Here is a 17,963-nt window from a genome sequence, read left to right as displayed (position 1 = left end):
TTAATGCCTGGCTCGGGCGAGCCGGGGCGCCGGAAGGTACCGGAGGAAGATTGCTGAATTTAAATAAATGTTACTGACGATAAGGTACTTATCGCTTGCTATTTGCTTTCTCTCCACTACGAACGAAGTAGGTAGGTACCTGGCGAGATGGGCGCAAAGTACCTACAAGTCGGCTTGCTGGCCAGGAAGGACAATCCGAAACACGGTACCTTTCCCCAATTCCGATTCTACGAGCAGCAGCCCCTGGTGGTTTTGGACAATCTTCCGGCACAGCGCCAGGCCAATGCCCGAGCCGGGATATACCTGGCGGGTATGGAGCCGCTTAAATACTTCAAAGATTTGCTGGCTGTACTGGGAGTCGAAGCCGATACCGTTGTCGCTAAACGTAATCTCGTAGTACGATCGGTCGGTTTGGGCTAGTTTGTATTGCTGCAAATCTTGCGGGCTGAGGAGCCGGGCACGGATGGAAATGTACGGTTTGACGTCTTTCTGAATGAATTTCAGGGAATTACTCAACAGGTTGTAGAAGAGCTGGTTCATTTGCAGGGGAATGGCTTCCAGCGTAGGTAGTTCTTCTATATTCAATTGGGCTTGTTTTTCTTCAATGGCCAGTTCAAAATCAGTAATTACATTCTTGAGGATCTGGCTAAGGTTTGTCGATACCGTTTGTGTTTCGGACTTCAGCAGCCGGGAGTATTCCAGCAGCCCCTGAATCAATAACGTCATGCGCTCCGACGAGTTGATTACTTTGGAAAGCTTATTTTTTACTTCGTCGGGCAAGGTAGGCAAGTCGTAGAGCAGGTTGGAGAAGATACGTATTTTGCGCAGCGGCTCCTGGAGGTCATGTGAGGCCACGTAGGCGTACTGCTCCAGTTCCTGGTTGGACTGTTGCAGCGAGATGTTGAGTTTGCGGAGTTCTTCGGTGCGTTCGGCTACGCGCTTTTCCAGCTCGGCCTCCACCTGTTTCTGGTTATGAATATCGGTGGCGGTACCTACCCACATGGTGATCGTACCTTGCTCGTCGCGCAGGGGAAGCGCGCTGTTCAGGTGCCAGCGGTATTCTCCATCGGCGCGGCGGTAGCGGTTTTCTACCAAAAAAAGATCCCCCGATGCCAGGGATTTCTGGTACATGGCCAGGGTGTGAGGCAGGTCGTCGGGGTGGACTACCGCCTGCCAGCCCCAGGCTTTGGTTTCTTCAAACGTGAGGCCGGTGTAGGAGTACCAGCGCTGATTGTAAAAATCAACTTCTCCCTCCGGCGTACTGGTCCAGGTCATTTGGGCAATGGCCTCCATTAGTAGCTTGAAGCGATGTTCGCTTTCCAAAAGGTCTTTCCGGGCCTGGATTTGCTGGGTTACCTCGGTAGCCACGACCATGATTCCGCTCACGGTTCCATCGGCTTCGCGCACGGGGGCATAGACATAATTGAAGTACCCATCTTCCATCTGGCCATTTCGGTACAGACGCGCCATCGTTTCGTAGCCAAAGTGGGAGGCCCCTGTGTGGTAGACGCCTTCCAGGAGTTCTACGAAGCCCTGCCCGAGGATCTCGGGCAGGGCTTCCCGGATGGGCAGGCCTATGATGTCGACGGTCTTGCCCCAGACCTCCAGGATCAGCTGATTGGCCGACTCCACCACCAGATCCTTGCCACGCAGGAGCCCGATGGCCATCGGTGCCTGCTCAATCATGGCGCGGAAGTTCTTCTCGCTTTTCTCCAGCTCCTGCTGGCTGGCAATGTCCGGGCGCAAATCCCGCATGATGGCACCCACCGCGATGGGCTGGCCCGTCAGGCTGTCGTCGATCCGGAGGCAGTTGTTAAAGACGGGGATTCGTTCGCCGGATTGGCGGTGCCGTACCACCATCCGGCCCGACCAGCGCCCCGTACGCAGGGTTGTTGGAAGTACATTTTCTTCTACGAAGGCGTGATCTTCCGGCGTATGCAGCTCCGAAATGGGGGTCGTAAGTACCTGCTCTTTATCTTCAAAACCCAGCAAGTCCATGCCGGATCGGTTGAGGTAGGAGTTGCGGCCGTCGAGCTCCAGGATCGACATCAGATCCACGCTGTTTTCTACCAGTACCAGGAGCTTTCGCTGCTCCTCACGAAGCTGGATTTCGTCCGTAATATCCTGAATAATTGAAAAAAAACTATCCGGCTCTCCTTCAACTCCTCGAATGAGCGTAACGTTGAGGCTTACCCATATTACCTTTCCATCCTTGCGGATGTAGCGTTTATTAAATTGGCAGGAAGACGCCTTACCTTCCCGCAGCGTATCCAGGATTTCCCGGTTCCGGACGATATCGTCGGGGTGGGTGATGGTCTCGTAGTTTTCGTTGTAAAGTTCTTCCTGCGTGAAGCCCGTGATCGTAAAAAGGGCTTTATTGACCAGAATGATTTTGCCCGACAATGCCGAAATGGCAATGCCCATGGCGGCGTTATCAAAAGCCGTCTGAAACCGCCGCTCGATGTTCCGGAGCGCTTCGTCTTTTCTTTTTTCCTCACTAATATCCCGCACGGTGCCGGTAAAATGGTCGGCGACGCCCTGTTCATTAAAATAGACGCTGCCGTTGAGCCGTATCCACTTGGTCTTTTTATCGAGCGGACCAATGTGTCGGTAGTCGATGATGGCCGGGGTACTTTGGCGGGGCCGGAAGGTACTTCTCAGCGCCCGCAAAATCAGCGGCGCGTCGTCCGGATGAATACAGCTGAGTACTTCGTCCAGAGGTACTTCCGGGCTGGGCCAGTTGAAGATTTTCTGACAATGAGCGTCCAGGATTACCCGGTTTTCGAGCGGGAATACACTCCACGCGCCCATGCCGGCGGCCTGCAAGGCCAGCTGGGTACGGAGTTCACTTTCGGCGCGTTCCTTGCGCAGCTCCACCAGCTCGGTCACGTCCATCATGGAGCCCACCATCCGCACCGGCTGCTGATTTTCCTGAATGGTATAGCCACGGTCCAGGATATAAGCGTACGTACCATCCGCCCGGCGGAAGCGGTAGTGCTCCGACCAATTGGTGCTGCCCTGCTCAATGACGGCGTGAATGCTGCAAAGTACCCGTTCCTGGTCTTCGGGGTGGATACGATCGGTCCAGGACTCAGGGCCAGTCCCAATGTCCTCGGGCCGATAGCCAAACATGGTACCAAAGCCTTCGTTCCACCATACCTGATTGGTCAGTAAATTCCAGTCCCAGATGGAATCGTGGGTAGCTTTGGCGAGCAGTTTAAACCGCTCGTTGGCCGTAGCCGGGTCTTGTATAGAGTAGGGCATTCGTAATGCTGGCTGAGAATAGGCACAAGTAACAAAAATAATGATTTTTAATTCACGGATGAAAGGTACTTTTTGAGTCTTTTCGTGCCAGGCGAAGAAAAGCCACCGAGCTTCGCCCCAAGGGGAGTTTCGGGCTTTGGGCATAGGGCAGGGGAAGCTGCCTAAATAAGCAGCCAAGGGCGGGATTTCGGAAAAAGACAGGAGATGATCAGGCCCTGTCGCCGTGGCCTTCTGCGGCGTCAAGTACCTCCTGGATGGCTTCCTGAGCCAGCTTCACTACTTCTTCGGGCTTAAGTCCTTTGGGCTCAATGGGCGTGAGCACCGTCCAGGAGAGGCTCGAGAAGGCGGTCAGGGGGAACAGGCCTTTGGGATTGAAACGGCCGGTACCTTGGATGGCTACGGGTACCACCAGCGCATCGGGGGCTTTTTTGAGCAGGGTCGCAATCCCTCCGGCGGCAAAAGGGCGCATGGTACCGCTGGCCGTACGGGTACCTTCCGGGAAGATCACGGTGGAGTAGTTGTGCTCCTGGATGAGCTTGCCCAGGCGGGCTATTTCCATAATGGCCTGCTTGCCGTCTTTGCGGTTGATGAGGGCCGCGCCGCTCTTGCGCAGGTTGTACGAAATACTCGGAATGCCCCGGGCGAGTTCGATTTTAGAAACAAAAATGGGGTGGTACTTTCGCAAGTAATAAATCAGGGGCGGAATGTCGAAGGTACTTTGGTGGTTGGGCGTGAAGATCAGGGGACGGTCCGTGGGGAGCTCGGTACGGAAGCGGAAGCTGATGCGTGCGCCCGTCATGTACCAGCCTACGGTCAGGAAGTAGTTGAACTGATCCACCGAGCGGCGGTGGGCTTTTTTGCCAAAAAAATTGAAAGCAATGACTTGATAGACATGAAAGAGAAGCAGCAACAAACCAAAGTAAAGCATATAGAGGCTACTCAGAAAGTAGTCAAGCATTCTTTTCATGCGGAGTCCAGTTTTTTGCAAAAATACAAGAAAAGCCGTTCGATTGCGAAATGATATATATTTTGCGTATCTTATTTCCCGAATCCCGTTCTTTGTAAAAATTACGGATTATTTATTTTACATAGGTTACTATATGCAAACGGAACTATCGGCACTTAGATTAGAAGTGATGCAGTTTATAGGCAAGAGACTGGATTCGCTCATTGAGGAATACCTCAGGCCCGTTGAGGAATACTGGCAACCCGCCGACATGCTGCCGGATTTCTCGCAGGAGAATTTTGTGCAGGAGGTAAAACTACTGCAGGAAAGCTGCCGTGACCTACCCTACGACTACATGGCGGTCCTGATTGGGGACACCATCACCGAAGAAGCTCTGCCTACCTACGAGTCGTGGCTCATGGATGTGGTGGGGGTTGATCAGGTAGGAGAGCCGGAGTCGGGCTGGGTGAAGTGGGTACGCAGCTGGACCGCCGAAGAAAACCGCCACGGCGACCTGCTCAACAAGTACCTGTACCTTTCGGGCCGCGTGAACATGCGCGAGATGGAGGTCTCGACCCAGTACCTGATTTCCGACGGCTTCGACATCGGTACCGGGCGCGACCCCTACCGCAACTTCGTGTACACCTCGTTTCAGGAGCTGGCCACCAACGTGTCGCACCGGCGCACGGCCACGCTGGCCAAGAAGTACGGCAACCCGCATTTATCCAAAATTTGCGGCGTCATTGCGTCCGACGAAATGCGCCACGCCAAGGCCTACAAGACTTTTGTGAGCCGCATTTTTGAGGTAGATCCCTCCGAGATGATGCTGGCCCTGGAAGATATGATGAAGAAGAAAATTGTGATGCCAGCGCACTTCCTGCGCGAAACGGGTGTGAAAATGGGTGCTACCTTCTCTCACTTTTCCGACGCCGCTCAGCGCCTGGGCGTGTACACCACCAACGACTACATCGACATCCTGGACTCGCTGCTGCTCGAATGGAACATCGGCGACGTCCGTGACCTGAGCGAAGGCGCCGAGCGCGCCCGCGACTACCTCATGGCGCTCCCGGCACGGCTCCGGCGCATCGCCGACCGCACCAAGGTACCTGAGCTGGAGTACGCCTTTAGCTGGATTCGCTAAAGGTACTTTTTGGGTTAGCCGAAAAAACGAAAACTACCTCCCCGCCAAGGGAGGTAGTTTTTTTGTTGAAGGTAGCTTTACAAAAAAATTAAATCTGGACGGTGATGCCCAGGCGCTCGCACCAGCTTTCCCAACGCGCAAACAAACCGTCGAACTGGATGCGCTCGGCGTCGGTGAGGTCAGGGGTGTGGGTGCGGCTCAACCGCTGGAAGGGCAGGCCACGGCGCTGCAGGAAGTACTTGGCCCCGACGGGATACGCCAGGTGAATGAGGGCGTTGGTGTCGGTAAGTTCCTGCTGGAGCCATTCGACGTCCTCCTGGCGCTCGGGCAGGTCGTAGTTTTCGCAGAGCCAGGTAAGTACCTCCGGGAAGGAGTTACCGGCAATGGCCGAGAGTCCGTCGGCCCCCATCCGGAGCGAGGCCAGGGCGTTGGGCAGGTGGGCGTCAAAGAAGCGAAACGAAGTACCTTTGATGACGTCTAGCTTTTGCTTCACGTCCTCCACCGAGCAAGACGTATCCTTGTGGTAGTGCAGGCGGCCAGTGGGTAGGAGCTGCGCCAAAATAGCGGGCGACAGCAGCCGCTTGTAAGGCAGCGGACATTCGTAAAAGCCCAGCGGAATGTTGCCCGTGCGCGCGAGCAGCTCCTCCATGCGGGCCAGAAATACCTCGTCGCTCTCGTGGGCCTGGGCCATCTGGCTCGTGATCACCACCACGGCCTCCACGCCGGTGTCGTAGATCCGCTTACAAAAGTCGGCCTGCTGGGCTACAGTACCTTCAAAAGTACCCGTCGCCACGACGGGGATCTGGCCGTTGACGCGCTCCACCACGCGGGCCGTGTGGGCGAGGCGTTCTTCGTTGTTGAGAAAGTACATCTCGGTGGAGAGGCAATTGGCAAAGAGGCCCATCACGCCCGCATCGAGGAAGAAATCTACGAAGGCATCCAGGGTGTAGTAGTCAATGGTGCCGTTTGTCTTCCGGGGTAAAACCATGACCGGAATCAGTCCTTTTTTTGGGGTACTCATAGCGAAATACGATCTGTTTCTTAATAGGTTATGACGAGAATGAATTAGCTAGGTAGTTTGCGAAACCGGCTCACAAGTAAGCCCACCAGGAAAATACTCAAGGTACCTACCACGATGGTCATGTTGACGTGCAGCGGGTTGCGGAGGAACTCCAGGTGGGCGGGTAAAAGCTTGGAGAACGTGAGCCAGATGATGATCAGAATGCCCACAATGACCGCGATGAAAGCAGCCTGGTTGTTGGCCCTTCGGGAAGCCATGCCCAGTACGAACAGCCCCAGCATACCCCCGGCAAAAATCCCCGATAGCTCCCACCACACATCCAGGATACTCCTTACACCAATCATGGAAATGCCCGCGATGGTACCCAGCAGGCCCGCCCCGCCCGTAGCCAGGTAAAGTACCCTCAGCGAGCGTTCGGGCGTAGCGGCGCGGTTGAAGTACCTTTGGTAAAGGTCCACCAGAAACACCGTAGCGGCGCTGTTGAGGTTGGAGCTGATGGTACTCATGGCTGCCGACAAAATAGCCGCCACGAGCAGGCCCGTAAGCCCCACCGGAATGTTGGTTACGATAAAGTGCGGCATGATCTTGTCGCCCAGGTCGGCGGCGGTGAGGCTGGCGGCCTCCTGGCTCAGCCGGGCTGCATCCGTGACACCAGGCAACCGCTCGCTGGCCACGCGCATCCGTACCACGTCGAGCCAGTCGGGGTGTACCTGGGCGTACACGTACAGGCAGGTACCTATGATAAAAAAGAGCAGCGAAACCGGCACGTACACCTTCACGCTCAGCCACAAAGAGCGGTGCGCTTCCCGCTCACTGCTGGCGGTGTGGTAGCGCTGCACGTAGTTTTGGTCAATCCCGAAGTTATTCAAATTAATAAATAGCCCGTAGAGCAGGATGGTCCAGAAGGTAGCCGAGGTGAAGTCGGGAGCCCAGCTGCCGAGGCTGAATTTGTCATCCTGCATACCTGCTTCCACGACGGTACTTACCCCGCCCGGAATGCCTATCAGCACCAGCACCAGTACCAGCAGCGCCCCAAAGATGAGCAGGATACTCTGCATTACGTCCGTCCAGATCACCGCCTCGATGCCCCCCAGTACGGTGTAAAACGTGACGCACACGCCCGTCACGAGCATGATGGTAGCCATGTCGTAGCCCGTCAGGGCCTGCAGGCTCAGCGCAATACCGAAGAAAATGGAGCCCGTGCGGGCCATTTGGGTTAATAAAAAACAAGCCACGGCGTAGGTACGGGCCCAGGCCCCGAAGCGGTGCTCCAGGTGCTCGTAGGCCGACACGCCCCCGATGCGGCGGTAAAAAGGCACAAAGTACCGGGCGGCGATCCAGGCCGCCAGCGGCAGCGACAGGCTGAATACGTAGGAGTTCCAGTTGCTGCCGAAGGCTTTGCCCGGCACACCCAGGAAGGTATTGCTACTCAGAAAAGTACCAAACAGAGAAAGCCCGATGGCCCAGCCGGGGATCTGTCCCGAGGCCTTGGTGAAGGAGTCGGCGGTCTTTCCTTTGCGGGCAAAATAAACGCCCACCCCCATCATGGCAAGCAGGTAGAGCCCGATGATGGCGATGTCGAGCAGGGGTAAATGATTCATTCAACGAGGTAAGGTTAGCACGGAGGTATGGTGGCGGAGCGGGAGCAGGGTCCCTTTCCTCCTGTATTACTCCAATGTTACCGCAAAGGGCTCCTTCCTTTCCTGTATTTTTTTAGAAAAGCACTTCCAGGGTACCTCGCAAGGTACTTTTAGAATCGGCTTCTGTCTCTAGTTCGCGGGGGTACTTGGCGTTGCTGGGCGCTGACCGCGCCAAGTACCCTAGCTTGCTTTTATTCATTTGCGTTTAACCTCATAAAACCGCCAGGACGTTTGGTAGTGGGGCGGAAGTACCTGGTTGGTCAGGATGGCGCGGAGGTACTCGATGGGCAGGGCGTTTTCGTGCATGACGGCGTCGTGAAACTGCTTGTAGGTCATCTTACCGCTGTCAACGAGCTCTTTTTTGAGGGCGTACAGTTGCAGGCCGCCCGTGAGGTAGGCGAGCTGGTAGAGCTGCCCGTAGCCGCCCGCAAAAGAGCGGCGTACTTCCCCCTCGGCGTTGGCGCGCTCGTGGCCCACCCGGTCGACCAGGAAGTCGATGCACTGCTGGGGCGTCCAACGGCCCAGGTGGTAGTTGAGCGAAAAGAGAATCCGGGCGCAGCGGTGCGAGCGCCAGAAGAGCATCCCGATGCGGTCTTCGGGCGACTGCGGAAAGCCCAGGTCCCAGAGCAGCAGCTCCCAGTAGAGCGCCCAGCCTTCGGTCCAGAAGGGCGTGCGGAAATCGCGGTAGGTTTTGTAGCGGTTGTTCATGAAAAACTGCAAATGATGCCCCGCAATGAGCTCGTGGTGTACCGTGGCGCGCGAAAAGTGCGGATTGTTACCGCGCATACTCATGAGCTTGTCGTCGTGGGCCATGCCCTGGGTAGGGTAGGAGATGCTAAGTACCTCGCCGCCGGTAAAAAACGGGTTGACGAGCTGCCGCTTGGGTGTCATCATGATCATTCGCCAGGTTTCTTCGGCGATCGGAGGAATGGTGATCAAGTCGTGTTTTTTCAGAAACTCCATGGATTCGTTGTACAGCCCCATGATCATCTCGGGTTGTTTCCCGGCGGGTACGTAGGTATTTTTCACCTTCTCCATGGCCTGCCGCCAGTTGTCGCCGAAGCCCATCTCGCGCGAGGCCTTTAGGAGCTCGCGGTCGCACCAGGCAAACTCCTGGTTGGCCAGGTCGATGAGCTCTTCGGGTGTGTAGGGAATCATTTCGTACTGCAGTTGCCGGATGAGCTCCTCGCGCCCCACGGGACGGCCCACAATGCCGCTGGGGTCTTTTTGGCCCGACGGACCGGCCTCAATTTTTTTATTCAACAAGGTACCTAGCGAAGCCAGCAGGCTGTCGGTGTGGTGGTAGGGGGTAGGTACCCACCACGAAAAGGCGGGGTCGTATTCGTTATAAAATTCGTATACGCTTTTCAAGGCTTTGCGTAGGCCTTCCGTGGTACCTACGGCCCGAAAGCCGAGGTTGGCTTCCAGCCCCTTTTCCTGAGCGAGTTTTTCCCTGAGCTGGATCAACTGCTGGTTGATGTCGTTGAGCGTCTGGGCCACTTCGGGAGCGTTGAGGGTGGTGCCGCGCCGCCGTTGTTTTTCGATTTCGTAGATTTTATCCGCAAAGGGAAACCAGGGTTGCAGCTTCGCCATTTCCTGCTCCTCGACGGTCAGCTGCCGCAGGGCGTCCTGGAGGTCGCGCTTCAGGAGCAGGTAGTCCACCCGGCTCCCAACGTTCATGCGGTTGTAGTCCAAGGTACCTAGCCGGGCCAGGTAGTCGTTGTGAAGTACCCGAAAACGCTCCCGGGCCTCGGGCGAGTTGTCCACGAAGTAGAAGCGCCGCAGGTTGCCGCGGTCGGCTTTGTAGTGCGTTAGTAGATCGTTGACGTCGCTGGTCTGGAGGTAGAGGTCGGTGGGTACCTGGGCCCCCAGGGAGAGCGGAAGCAGGCATAAGCTGCCCAAAAGGTACCTTAGGAACGAGCGAAGAGGGTGCATGAGGAGGCGTTTGGTTTAGGGTATGACGGAGCGATTGCGGGCGGGTGGTGAAGTACCCAGCAAGCTTTTGACGAAGAAATCGCGCTTCTTGCGGCGGCCATAGGTACCTCCGTCGCTGTGGCCCATGCCCGGTACCACCAGCAGCTCGAAATCTTTGTTGGCCTTAATGAGCTCGTCGGCCACGCGGTAGGTCGACTCGGGCGGCACGTTAGTGTCGGCTTCGCCCACGATCAGCAGCAGGTCGCCGCGGAGCTTGTGCGCGTGCGTCACGTTCGACTGCGCCTCGTAATGCGGGCCCACCGGGTACCCCATCCATTGCTCGTTCCACCACTGCTTGTCCACGCGGTTGTCGTGGCAGCCGCAAGCCGACACGGCGGCGTCGTAAAAAGACGGATGAAAGAGCAGCGCCCCGAGGGCGTTTTGCCCCCCGGCCGAGGTACCGTAAATGCCGACGCGCGTCGTGTCTACGTAGGGGTACTTGGCGGCCAGGGCCTTCATCCAGGCAATGCGGTCGGGAAAGCCCGCGTCGGCCAGGTTTTGCCAGCATACGTCGTGAAAAGCCTTGGAGCGGTTGGCGGTACCCATGCCGTCGATTTGTACCAAGATAAAACCCAACTCGGCCATGCTCTGCATTTCGCCGTAGTACCGGAAGTTCTTGGGTACGTGGGCATCGTGCGGCCCCGCGTAGATGTACTCAATGACCGGATAGCGCTTCTTTGGATCGAACCGGCTGGGGCGGTACACGATGCCCCAGATGTCGGTCTGGCCGTCGCGGCCTTTGGCGGTGAAAATGGTCGGTAGCGGCAGGTCCAGCGCCAGGTAGTCGGTGGCGTCGGCTTTTTCCAGGATTTGCAGCAATGTACCATCTGCTGTGCGCCGCAGCTCCGTCACCGGCGGACTGTCCACGCGCGAGTAGGTGTCGAGGTAGTAGGTGCGGTCGGGCGAGAAGGTGAGCTGGTGGGTACCGTTAGCCTGCGTGAGGCGCACCAATCCTTTCCCGTCAAAGCCAATGCGGTAGTAATGCACGTGGTACGGATCCTCGCCGGGATTCATGCCACTGGCCCGAAACCACACTTCCCGTTTTTTGGTATCCACGCTATCGACCTCCCGCACCACCCATTCGCCCTGGGTGATGGCGTTGGTGATCTGGCCCGTCGCTTCGTTGACCAGGTACAAGTGCCGCCAGCCGCTCCGTTCCGACGACCAGATGATCTCACGGGTGGCGGGCAGGTAGTGGGTATAAAGGCGACGTTCGTAGAGAAAGGTTTCGGTTTTTTCGTCGATGACGTCGCGCGCAGTAGCCGTATGGGCGTCCACCTCGATGATGCGGAAACGCTGGTGACCGCGGTCTACCTTTTCGTAGGTAAAGTACCTCCCTCCTTCGCGCCAACGGAGCTGCGGCGGCCCGAAGAAATCAATGACGTCCACAGGTACCTTGCGTACGGTGGTGTCGGTGAGGTTGAAAACGTAGGGCTCGTAGCTCGTGAACTCGTCGCCGGGCTGAGCGTAGCCGCGGGTACGTACCTCCCCGCGGGTGGTGTACGGCAGCGACGTGAGAATATAGCTCACCTCCCGCTCCGGCTGCGGGTTGATGCGGTAGCCTACCAGGTACTTTCCATCCGGCGACCAGCTCAGCTCGCCGTAGGGTTTCTGGTCGTTGCCGTCGCGGGTGAGCTGGTGGTACTTCTTGGGGTCTTTGGCCGAACCAATAAAGACGTTGCCATGCCGGACAAATACTTTTTGCTGCCGGTCGGGCGAGAGGCTGTCGGGGCGGGGGTGCCACCAGCGGCTGCGCGGGCGGGTCCAGCCTACTTCCTGAGGTACCTCAAAACCCGGCTTGGGTACTTTCTCCAGCGCATAGCGGGTGGTGTCGGTGCGGTACCAGCGGCCGTCCTTTTCCAGGTACAGGCTATCGTTTTTCGGATCAAAGTAGAGGTCGGTAATGGCCAGTCGGTTGGCGGGGGTACTTTGACCCGTGGCCTGCGTCAGCGCCACGGCGAGCTTCTGGGCGTCGAAGGGCCGGATTTTTCGCTCCCGGCGACTATCGTAGTACCAGTACTCCGCCAGGCTGTCGCGCAGCACGTTGCGGTACCAGAACGACCGTCCGTCGGGCTGCCAGTGCGGCTCCACGCTCATGTTGTACACGGTACCTTTGGTGAGTGAATCCAGTCGCGCCATGCGCTGGTAAGCGGCGGACACTTCCTGGGCGGTAGGCTGGTAAGGGGGGAGCGGTTTTTTCTGGGCTTGCGCCGCAAAGCTGCCCAGCAGGAGCAGCCCAAGGAGGTAGTGGTAGTTCATAGGCAGGTAGTGTAAAGGAGGCCGGGCCGGGCATTGGCCCTAAAATGCGGCAAAGTACCTTTTCCGGCTAGGTAAAAGTACCTCTCCGAGCGAATATATTCTTCGTCGCTTTTAACGCCTTCTTGACCGATTTTGACTAGTCCGCGCCGTGCAGTGGAGCTGGCGGGTGAATATTGGTGAAGAGGGTATTTCTTATTCTAGGTACTTTTAAAGCAAATTGAGGCGTTTCATCAATTCCTTTTTACGGTCTTGAGGTATTTGGATAGGCTTCTTTTCGTAACCTTGTAAGTAAAGATAGTTTGCGTCCAGACTCACTACATAGAATAGATTAATCATGAAGGTACGAGAGAGACGAAAGAAAAAGTCGTCGGAGAGCTTTTCTTCAAGTACCTACTTCTTCATTGCATTAAAAACGCTAGTCAGATTCAATTCCAGAATCCCAGTCGGAGACTACGCTGGGCGGCACTCCGCTTAGCGGGGGGAATCTTTCCCGCCCCGGATTACATTGAGGCGCCTCATTAGCTCTTTCTTATTGTCCTGGGGAATCGACAGCGACTCTTTTTCACAGCCTTTTAGGTACACATAGTGAGTGTCCAGTTTTTCTACGTGCTGGAGGTTGATCAGGTAGGAGCGCGACAGGCGGAAAAAGTAGGCGTCGGGTAGGTAGGATTCCAGGTAGGACAGCCCCAGCGAGAGGGTAAGCCGGTCACTTTTATCCATCAGGTACAGATCCGAGCAAACGCCATCCGCTTCCAAATAGACGATATCCTGTTTATACACTTTTTCGAAGCCTTTCTTGGTTCGTAAAAACACCCTATCGGGTAGGGGGTGATCCTGCGGGAGATGGGTGGTGTGCCTGAAATTGTGCCAGGCCAGCTCCACTTGTAGCAGGAGCGTATCGGTGGTGTAGGGCTTGGGCAGGTAGGCGGCGGGCAAGATCTCCTTGGCCCGCCGAAACAAAAGACGGTCGTCGTATTGTGTCAGGAAGATAACCGGCATCCGGTAGAGTTGCAAAAGCTCCTGGGCAGTAGAAATGCCATCCAGCGGCGAGCCCCGTAGCTCGATGTCCACGAGCACGAGTTCGGGCGGATTACTCGTCGCGAGCGCCACGGCTTCCTGGGAGGTACGGGCAATGCCGGTAATGAGGTACCCGGCTTCTTGCAGAGTTTCTTTCAAATCCGTCGCCGTAAGGGCTTCGTCTTCTACGATGAGTATCTTTGGTAGGTTCATGGTGTACTCATGGGAAAGTCAAGGTGAAAGATTAGTCCGGTGGACCGGGCCGTTGTCGTGGTGTTTACCATATTTTTGTCGGCTCCGTTCGCTTCTTCCCCGGCAAAACCAAAGGTAGCCAGTAATTGCTCCGCCTGCATCTTAATGAGTTGCATGCCGAACGAGCCGCCCGAAGCGGGCTCTAAAGCCGACAAGCGGATGGGTTTGGCTAGTCCCGGTCCGTTATCGACGACTGTCACATGAAGCCGGTTATTTTTGACCTGGCAGCTGATGCGTAGTTCGGGGCAGTCGTGGTTGGGGAAGGCATACTTGCAGGCATTGGTGATCAGTTCGGTCAGGATTAGGCCCAGGGAGATGGCCTGATCGGCCCCGAGGCGAACCTGCTCCAGGTGGAAGGACGTCTGGCAATAGGAATAGCCACAGCTTCTAAGCACCGACGTGGCCAGTTCGGTAACAAACGCATCGAGATCTACTTCGGACACGCCCTGGCCATCGTACAGTTGCCTCTGCAGCAGCGCGATGGACTGTACCCGGAGCTGGCTTTCGGTGACGGCTTTTTTGGCCGAGCCGTCCGACAGCCGTCGCGACTGCATGTTGAGCAGGCTGGCTACCATCTGCAGGTGGTTTTTGATGCGGTGGCTCTGCTCCTTTACCAACTGGGCGTTCACCTGGCTGATGCGTTGGTTCTTGCGGTTGAGCCGGAAGTAGATAAAGCTTATGACCAGAGTCAGGGCAAAGAGCAGGAACAGCGTGATGATAAACCAGCGTTGCAGGTGTTGGTTTTGAGTACTTAGCTCCAGCTCCCGGGTTCGTGTTTCCAGGGCGGCTTCTTTCTTTTGGGTTTCAAACTCCGTGTTCAGTCGGCTGATGAGGTTGTCGCGTTGAATAGCCCCAATAATATCCTTTCTAGTCTGAAGTCTTATCATTCGCTCGTAAGCCTCCTGCCATTGCATTGTTTCTACGTAATAGCCTAAGAATGCTTGGTCGAGGGCCTGTGCCATATCGTATTCGGCCGGAAAACGAGGCATTAATTGCTCGGTTTCTTGCAGGGCCTGCCAGGCACGGCCAAATTGTTTTTGCTGGATGTCGGCCGTAGACAAGGCGATTAGGGTATAGGCATAGCTGGTTTCTTTTTGCTTAGTCCGGAATACAGCCAGCGCTTTCATCAGGTACGGAATGGCCTCTGTAGAACGCTGAAACGAGAGCAAATTGCCTAGTTTAAGCCAGACATCGGCCATGCCAAGGGTATCCTTAAGCTTGTAAGCTAGCCTTTCTGTTTTTCGGTAGTAAGTCAGAGAACGGTTGTAGTCGGGCTGACCTGTACTATCGCTCGTCAGCTCCGAAAGCTGGCCCAATACACCATAGGCTTTATGTAACCCTTCCTCGGAGCCAATATGGAGAAGAACCTGCTCGGCGTGCAAAGCGTGTTGCCAGGCTTTTGGCTTATTACCCCTTCGGCTTTCATTTTCAGCTAGCCGGAGGTAGAGCCTTCCCACCTCAAAGGAGTCGCCACGAGGTTCCAGAATGCGAAGCGATTGTAGAAAATAGCGCTGCGAGGTGGGAAAGTCACCAGCTATAGCATAGGCTTTGCCATAAAGATAGTAAGCTTCGGCTAGCTGCGTCGAGTCATTTTCGGTTCGTGCTCGTTGTTCGGCTTCCTGAGCCTTCTGTAATCGCTCGGGGCTTGAGGAGGGAGTGGTCGCAGGTTGTGCCTGGCCAAAAAGATACCCCGGTAAAGCGAGGAGAAGGAAGAAAAAGTACCTAGTGGAAAGGATTGAAGGGAGCATGGACCGAAAGATAGTTAGCGTGTATAAGATGAGGAAACCCTCCCGCTGCCGCTGCTGTACCTACTCACCAAATGTAGTAAATAAAGCGGCCCAGGCCAGTGGCTTCACAAGGAAAAATCGGGCCTTCAAAAGATTTTTTCCGAGATTCGGAAAGAAGTGATTGTGTGGTGGTTGGCTTTTTGGGTAATTGTTGTCGTTTTTGTCGCCTTCACCAACAAATAAAACATACGCTTTCAGACTAATTCATGCCTGCTAACAACCAAAAATCCTGACCAACCGCGGCTGCCTATGCATCTACTTTACCTCCAGTTCTTTACGGCTACGATTCTGTGGTGGAAAAACGCCAGCTACCTGATAAGTACAAACAGCTTATTGTAGACAGTGTGCGCTTTTTGGTGGAAGATCAGCGGGTCAAAAAAGTCGTGGAGCAAAAGCTCACCTACCTTCACAACAACCCCTTGCAGGCAGCCCGGAACTTGGCCTCACATCCAGGGGGGACTGGTATTCGTCGTACCGATTCTACCATAGCCAACACGATGACTTTGGTTTTCTAACCCACTGTATGGAGGATTACTGACAGAGCTGGTAATAAACCGGTCGTCGGTGCGACCAAAGGCGCCCATATATACGTTTTATTCTAATCTTTTATGTCGGATGAAGCAAGTAGGAGCAGGCTGCTTTTGGCGGCCATTCTTCTGGCAGGCTAGGCCTGTGAGAAGCCCGTACCGGAAACTCCGGCGGAACCAGACTGATAGGGTCGTTGGTGAAAACACCAACAAAGGCTTAAATGCAGGCGATAAATTTTTGTAACCTTATGTAATCACATCAAATTAAATTGCTGTTAGTATCTCACACTTGACCTACTTTGCCATACCCTATTAAATCAATCCAATCATGAAAAGACTTCTTCTATTCATTTTCTTTCTCACAGTATTTTCTTTAAACTCTTGTAAGGACAAATCCAAGGTTGAGAATCCTGCACCAGAAGAGAGAGAGACAATCTTTGACAAACTAAATCACTGGGAGTTGAAGTCGGGTCAAACCAAGGCGGGAATGGTCATCCAGGACTTCTCCGAGAATGAAATAGTGATGGCCTATGGGAGAAAGGCGACAGATGGGAGCTTAATTACGGTTGACAGCATATTCCTCCACAATAGGACACTGAAGGCTTCTTTTTGCATTAAGATTAACAGCAAAGGTTTGGTTACCGATCTAATAGCGCGCTCGGAAGGGGCGCTACGAAAGCTTTCGTTTTCTGACTATAACCTAACAAGTGGGACTTTAGCAGTAGAAGCAGTTGACATGTTGACAAATCAGTCTGCGGGCCCGAAGCAGACAGTGAAGATTTCTGACGACATGCTACTGTTAATAAAGACGTTGAGTCAGAATGGCACTTCGAATGGCAGGATTTCTAGTTTAAGATGTACTTGGAAGGAGGTCGTAGCATGGGTAAAATTTACTGTTTGTATAGCATCAACTATAACGTTGTTCGCAACGATCTGTTCCTTGGAGTTCCTTGTGCCTCTCTTAGGAGCCGCTCTCGGCCCAGTTTGTACGATTGTAGCAACTGCAACGATAATCCTGGTCTGCTCTGAGAACGCAGACCAGATTGTTGAAACTATTTATAATTGCGATAGAGATCCGAATGAGCCAGTACCTCCACTTCCTCTTCCTCCATTACCTTTTTGCCTACAAATTGCTGCTGACGCTGAAAATTTCGACGAATGGGATGCCGAGTGCAAGGACAACCCTGACGACGAAGAGGATCCTGCGGAAAGCTGGGGCGATCCACATCTGATAACTTTTGATGGATTGAAGTACGATTTCCAAGCATGGGGAGAATTTGTGGCAGCAAAATCATTGACCGATAACTTTGAAGTGCAGGTACGATATATAGGATCAAATGGTGGCGTATTCTCATTTAACAATGGTATTGCGATTCAAACCGGAGGTGACGTGATCTCAAATACAAATGCTGGACTTTTTATCAATGGAACTCGACAGAACTCGAATTTTACCACCATCTCCCTACAAGGTGGGGGAACAATTTCTTACGAAGATAGTCGGTACGGAAGGGGAGTCAAAGTTGTTAGTAAGTGGGGTGATATTGTACGAATGCATGGGAATCATCCAAGGATAACACTGAATAAAAGCAGAAAAGGTAAAATAGTGGGATTGTTTGGCAATTATGACGGTAATCCAAAGAACGACCTTTTACTCAAAGACAACAAAATAATTGACATCTCTGACCTCAAGGAAGATAACTTTTCGCTACGGTTACCATTTGAAAGAATATACCCCGTGCTTCCTGAGGCATGGCGTGTGACTCAAAGCTCTTCATTATTCCATTATCAGGCAGGAGAATCCACGGCCATCTACACGGTTCTAGACTATCCTAAATCGATTCCGACATTTACCACTGAGCGACGAGAATGGGCCAGGAAAGCATGTATGGACGGTGGTGTAACCAAGGAGCCTTATCTTAGCGCGTGTATATTTGACGTTGCAGTTACTGGAAGCCTTGATTGGATTGAGGAATCTTTAACGACCCAAAACCAGTCACAGAGAACTAATCTGCTGCAACTGAATACCGACGGAGCTCCATCCAACGACGAGCCAGTCGGGGCGGTAGCTCTGATGGTAAATCCTGACAAGAACTGCAGCACCTCCACGCCGGGCAGTACCATCGGCGCGACTCAGA

At 54.4% G+C, this 17,963-nt stretch carries 11 protein-coding genes and 1 pseudogene; 2 read left to right on the top strand and 10 right to left on the bottom strand.

Annotation, left to right across the window (positions count from 1 at the left end):
- Positions 1–162 precede the first annotated feature (162 nt).
- Positions 163–3,264 carry a PAS domain S-box protein gene (locus HNQ92_RS09460; protein ID WP_184173476.1) on the bottom strand — a complete coding sequence of 1,034 codons (3,102 nt, stop codon included), beginning with the start codon at positions 3,262–3,264 and terminating at the stop codon, positions 163–165.
- A gap of 208 nt (positions 3,265–3,472) precedes the next feature.
- Positions 3,473–4,231, bottom strand: coding sequence for a lysophospholipid acyltransferase family protein (locus HNQ92_RS09455; protein WP_184173475.1), 759 nt, complete (start codon positions 4,229–4,231; stop codon positions 3,473–3,475).
- Positions 4,232–4,364: 133 nt separating this feature from the next.
- On the opposite strand from HNQ92_RS09455, the gene HNQ92_RS09450 reads away from it, so the two are divergent.
- Positions 4,365–5,351, top strand: a complete 987-nt coding sequence (locus HNQ92_RS09450; RefSeq protein ID WP_184173474.1) for an acyl-ACP desaturase — start codon at positions 4,365–4,367, stop codon at positions 5,349–5,351.
- Between the two features lie 88 nt (positions 5,352–5,439).
- Here the strand turns inward: HNQ92_RS09450 and HNQ92_RS09445 are convergent, their stop codons facing one another.
- From HNQ92_RS09445 to HNQ92_RS09415, 8 genes and pseudogenes are all read right to left on the bottom strand, one after another.
- Positions 5,440–6,372 carry a dihydrodipicolinate synthase family protein gene (locus tag HNQ92_RS09445; protein ID WP_184173473.1) on the bottom strand — a complete coding sequence of 311 codons (933 nt, stop codon included), beginning with the start codon at positions 6,370–6,372 and terminating at the stop codon, positions 5,440–5,442.
- Between the two features lie 44 nt (positions 6,373–6,416).
- A complete protein-coding gene (locus tag HNQ92_RS09440) occupies positions 6,417–7,973 on the bottom strand; it encodes a sodium:solute symporter family protein (RefSeq protein WP_184173472.1) in 1,557 nt (518 codons plus the stop codon).
- Between the two features lie 112 nt (positions 7,974–8,085).
- Positions 8,086–8,211 carry a hypothetical protein gene (locus HNQ92_RS28920; protein WP_281380722.1) on the bottom strand — a complete coding sequence of 42 codons (126 nt, stop codon included), beginning with the start codon at positions 8,209–8,211 and terminating at the stop codon, positions 8,086–8,088.
- Complete coding sequence (locus HNQ92_RS09435) at positions 8,208–9,947, bottom strand: DUF885 family protein (RefSeq protein WP_184173471.1); 1,740 nt, start codon at positions 9,945–9,947, stop codon at positions 8,208–8,210. The genes HNQ92_RS28920 and HNQ92_RS09435 overlap by 4 nt, the downstream gene beginning before the upstream one ends.
- Positions 9,948–9,962: 15 nt before the next feature.
- Entirely contained in the window at positions 9,963–12,245 is a 2,283-nt protein-coding gene (locus HNQ92_RS09430) for a S9 family peptidase (protein WP_184173470.1), read from the bottom strand.
- Positions 12,246–12,452: 207 nt separating this feature from the next.
- Positions 12,453–12,620, bottom strand: a pseudogene (locus HNQ92_RS29160) (LytTR family transcriptional regulator DNA-binding domain-containing protein); the annotation flags it as partial.
- 96 nt (positions 12,621–12,716) lie between these two features.
- The gene (locus HNQ92_RS09420) at positions 12,717–13,475 is read right to left on the bottom strand and encodes a LytR/AlgR family response regulator transcription factor (protein WP_184173469.1); all 759 of its coding nucleotides are present in this window, start codon (positions 13,473–13,475) and stop codon (positions 12,717–12,719) included.
- Entirely contained in the window at positions 13,472–15,262 is a 1,791-nt protein-coding gene (locus tag HNQ92_RS09415; RefSeq protein WP_184173468.1) for a sensor histidine kinase, read from the bottom strand. The genes HNQ92_RS09420 and HNQ92_RS09415 overlap by 4 nt, the downstream gene beginning before the upstream one ends.
- A gap of 894 nt (positions 15,263–16,156) precedes the next feature.
- On the opposite strand from HNQ92_RS09415, the gene HNQ92_RS09410 reads away from it, so the two are divergent.
- Positions 16,157–17,963 (top strand): VWD domain-containing protein (locus HNQ92_RS09410; protein ID WP_184173467.1); only part of this gene is annotated, 1,807 nt, incomplete at its 3' end.

This window comes from Rhabdobacter roseus (genome assembly GCF_014202275.1).
Lineage (GTDB): Bacteria > Bacteroidota > Bacteroidia > Cytophagales > Spirosomataceae > Rhabdobacter > Rhabdobacter roseus.
This window is presented reverse-complemented; position numbering and strand designations above follow the sequence as displayed.

Coding starts and splice junctions, on each gene's coding strand:
- HNQ92_RS09460 (WP_184173476.1), bottom strand. CDS start 3,264: ATGCCCTACTCTATACAAGACCCGGCTACGGCCAACGAGCGGTTTAAA.
- HNQ92_RS09455 (WP_184173475.1), bottom strand. CDS start 4,231: ATGAAAAGAATGCTTGACTACTTTCTGAGTAGCCTCTATATGCTTTAC.
- HNQ92_RS09450 (WP_184173474.1), top strand. CDS start 4,365: ATGCAAACGGAACTATCGGCACTTAGATTAGAAGTGATGCAGTTTATA.
- HNQ92_RS09445 (WP_184173473.1), bottom strand. CDS start 6,372: ATGAGTACCCCAAAAAAAGGACTGATTCCGGTCATGGTTTTACCCCGG.
- HNQ92_RS09440 (WP_184173472.1), bottom strand. CDS start 7,973: ATGAATCATTTACCCCTGCTCGACATCGCCATCATCGGGCTCTACCTG.
- HNQ92_RS28920 (WP_281380722.1), bottom strand. CDS start 8,211: ATGAATAAAAGCAAGCTAGGGTACTTGGCGCGGTCAGCGCCCAGCAAC.
- HNQ92_RS09435 (WP_184173471.1), bottom strand. CDS start 9,947: ATGCACCCTCTTCGCTCGTTCCTAAGGTACCTTTTGGGCAGCTTATGC.
- HNQ92_RS09430 (WP_184173470.1), bottom strand. CDS start 12,245: ATGAACTACCACTACCTCCTTGGGCTGCTCCTGCTGGGCAGCTTTGCG.
- HNQ92_RS09420 (WP_184173469.1), bottom strand. CDS start 13,475: ATGAACCTACCAAAGATACTCATCGTAGAAGACGAAGCCCTTACGGCG.
- HNQ92_RS09415 (WP_184173468.1), bottom strand. CDS start 15,262: ATGCTCCCTTCAATCCTTTCCACTAGGTACTTTTTCTTCCTTCTCCTC.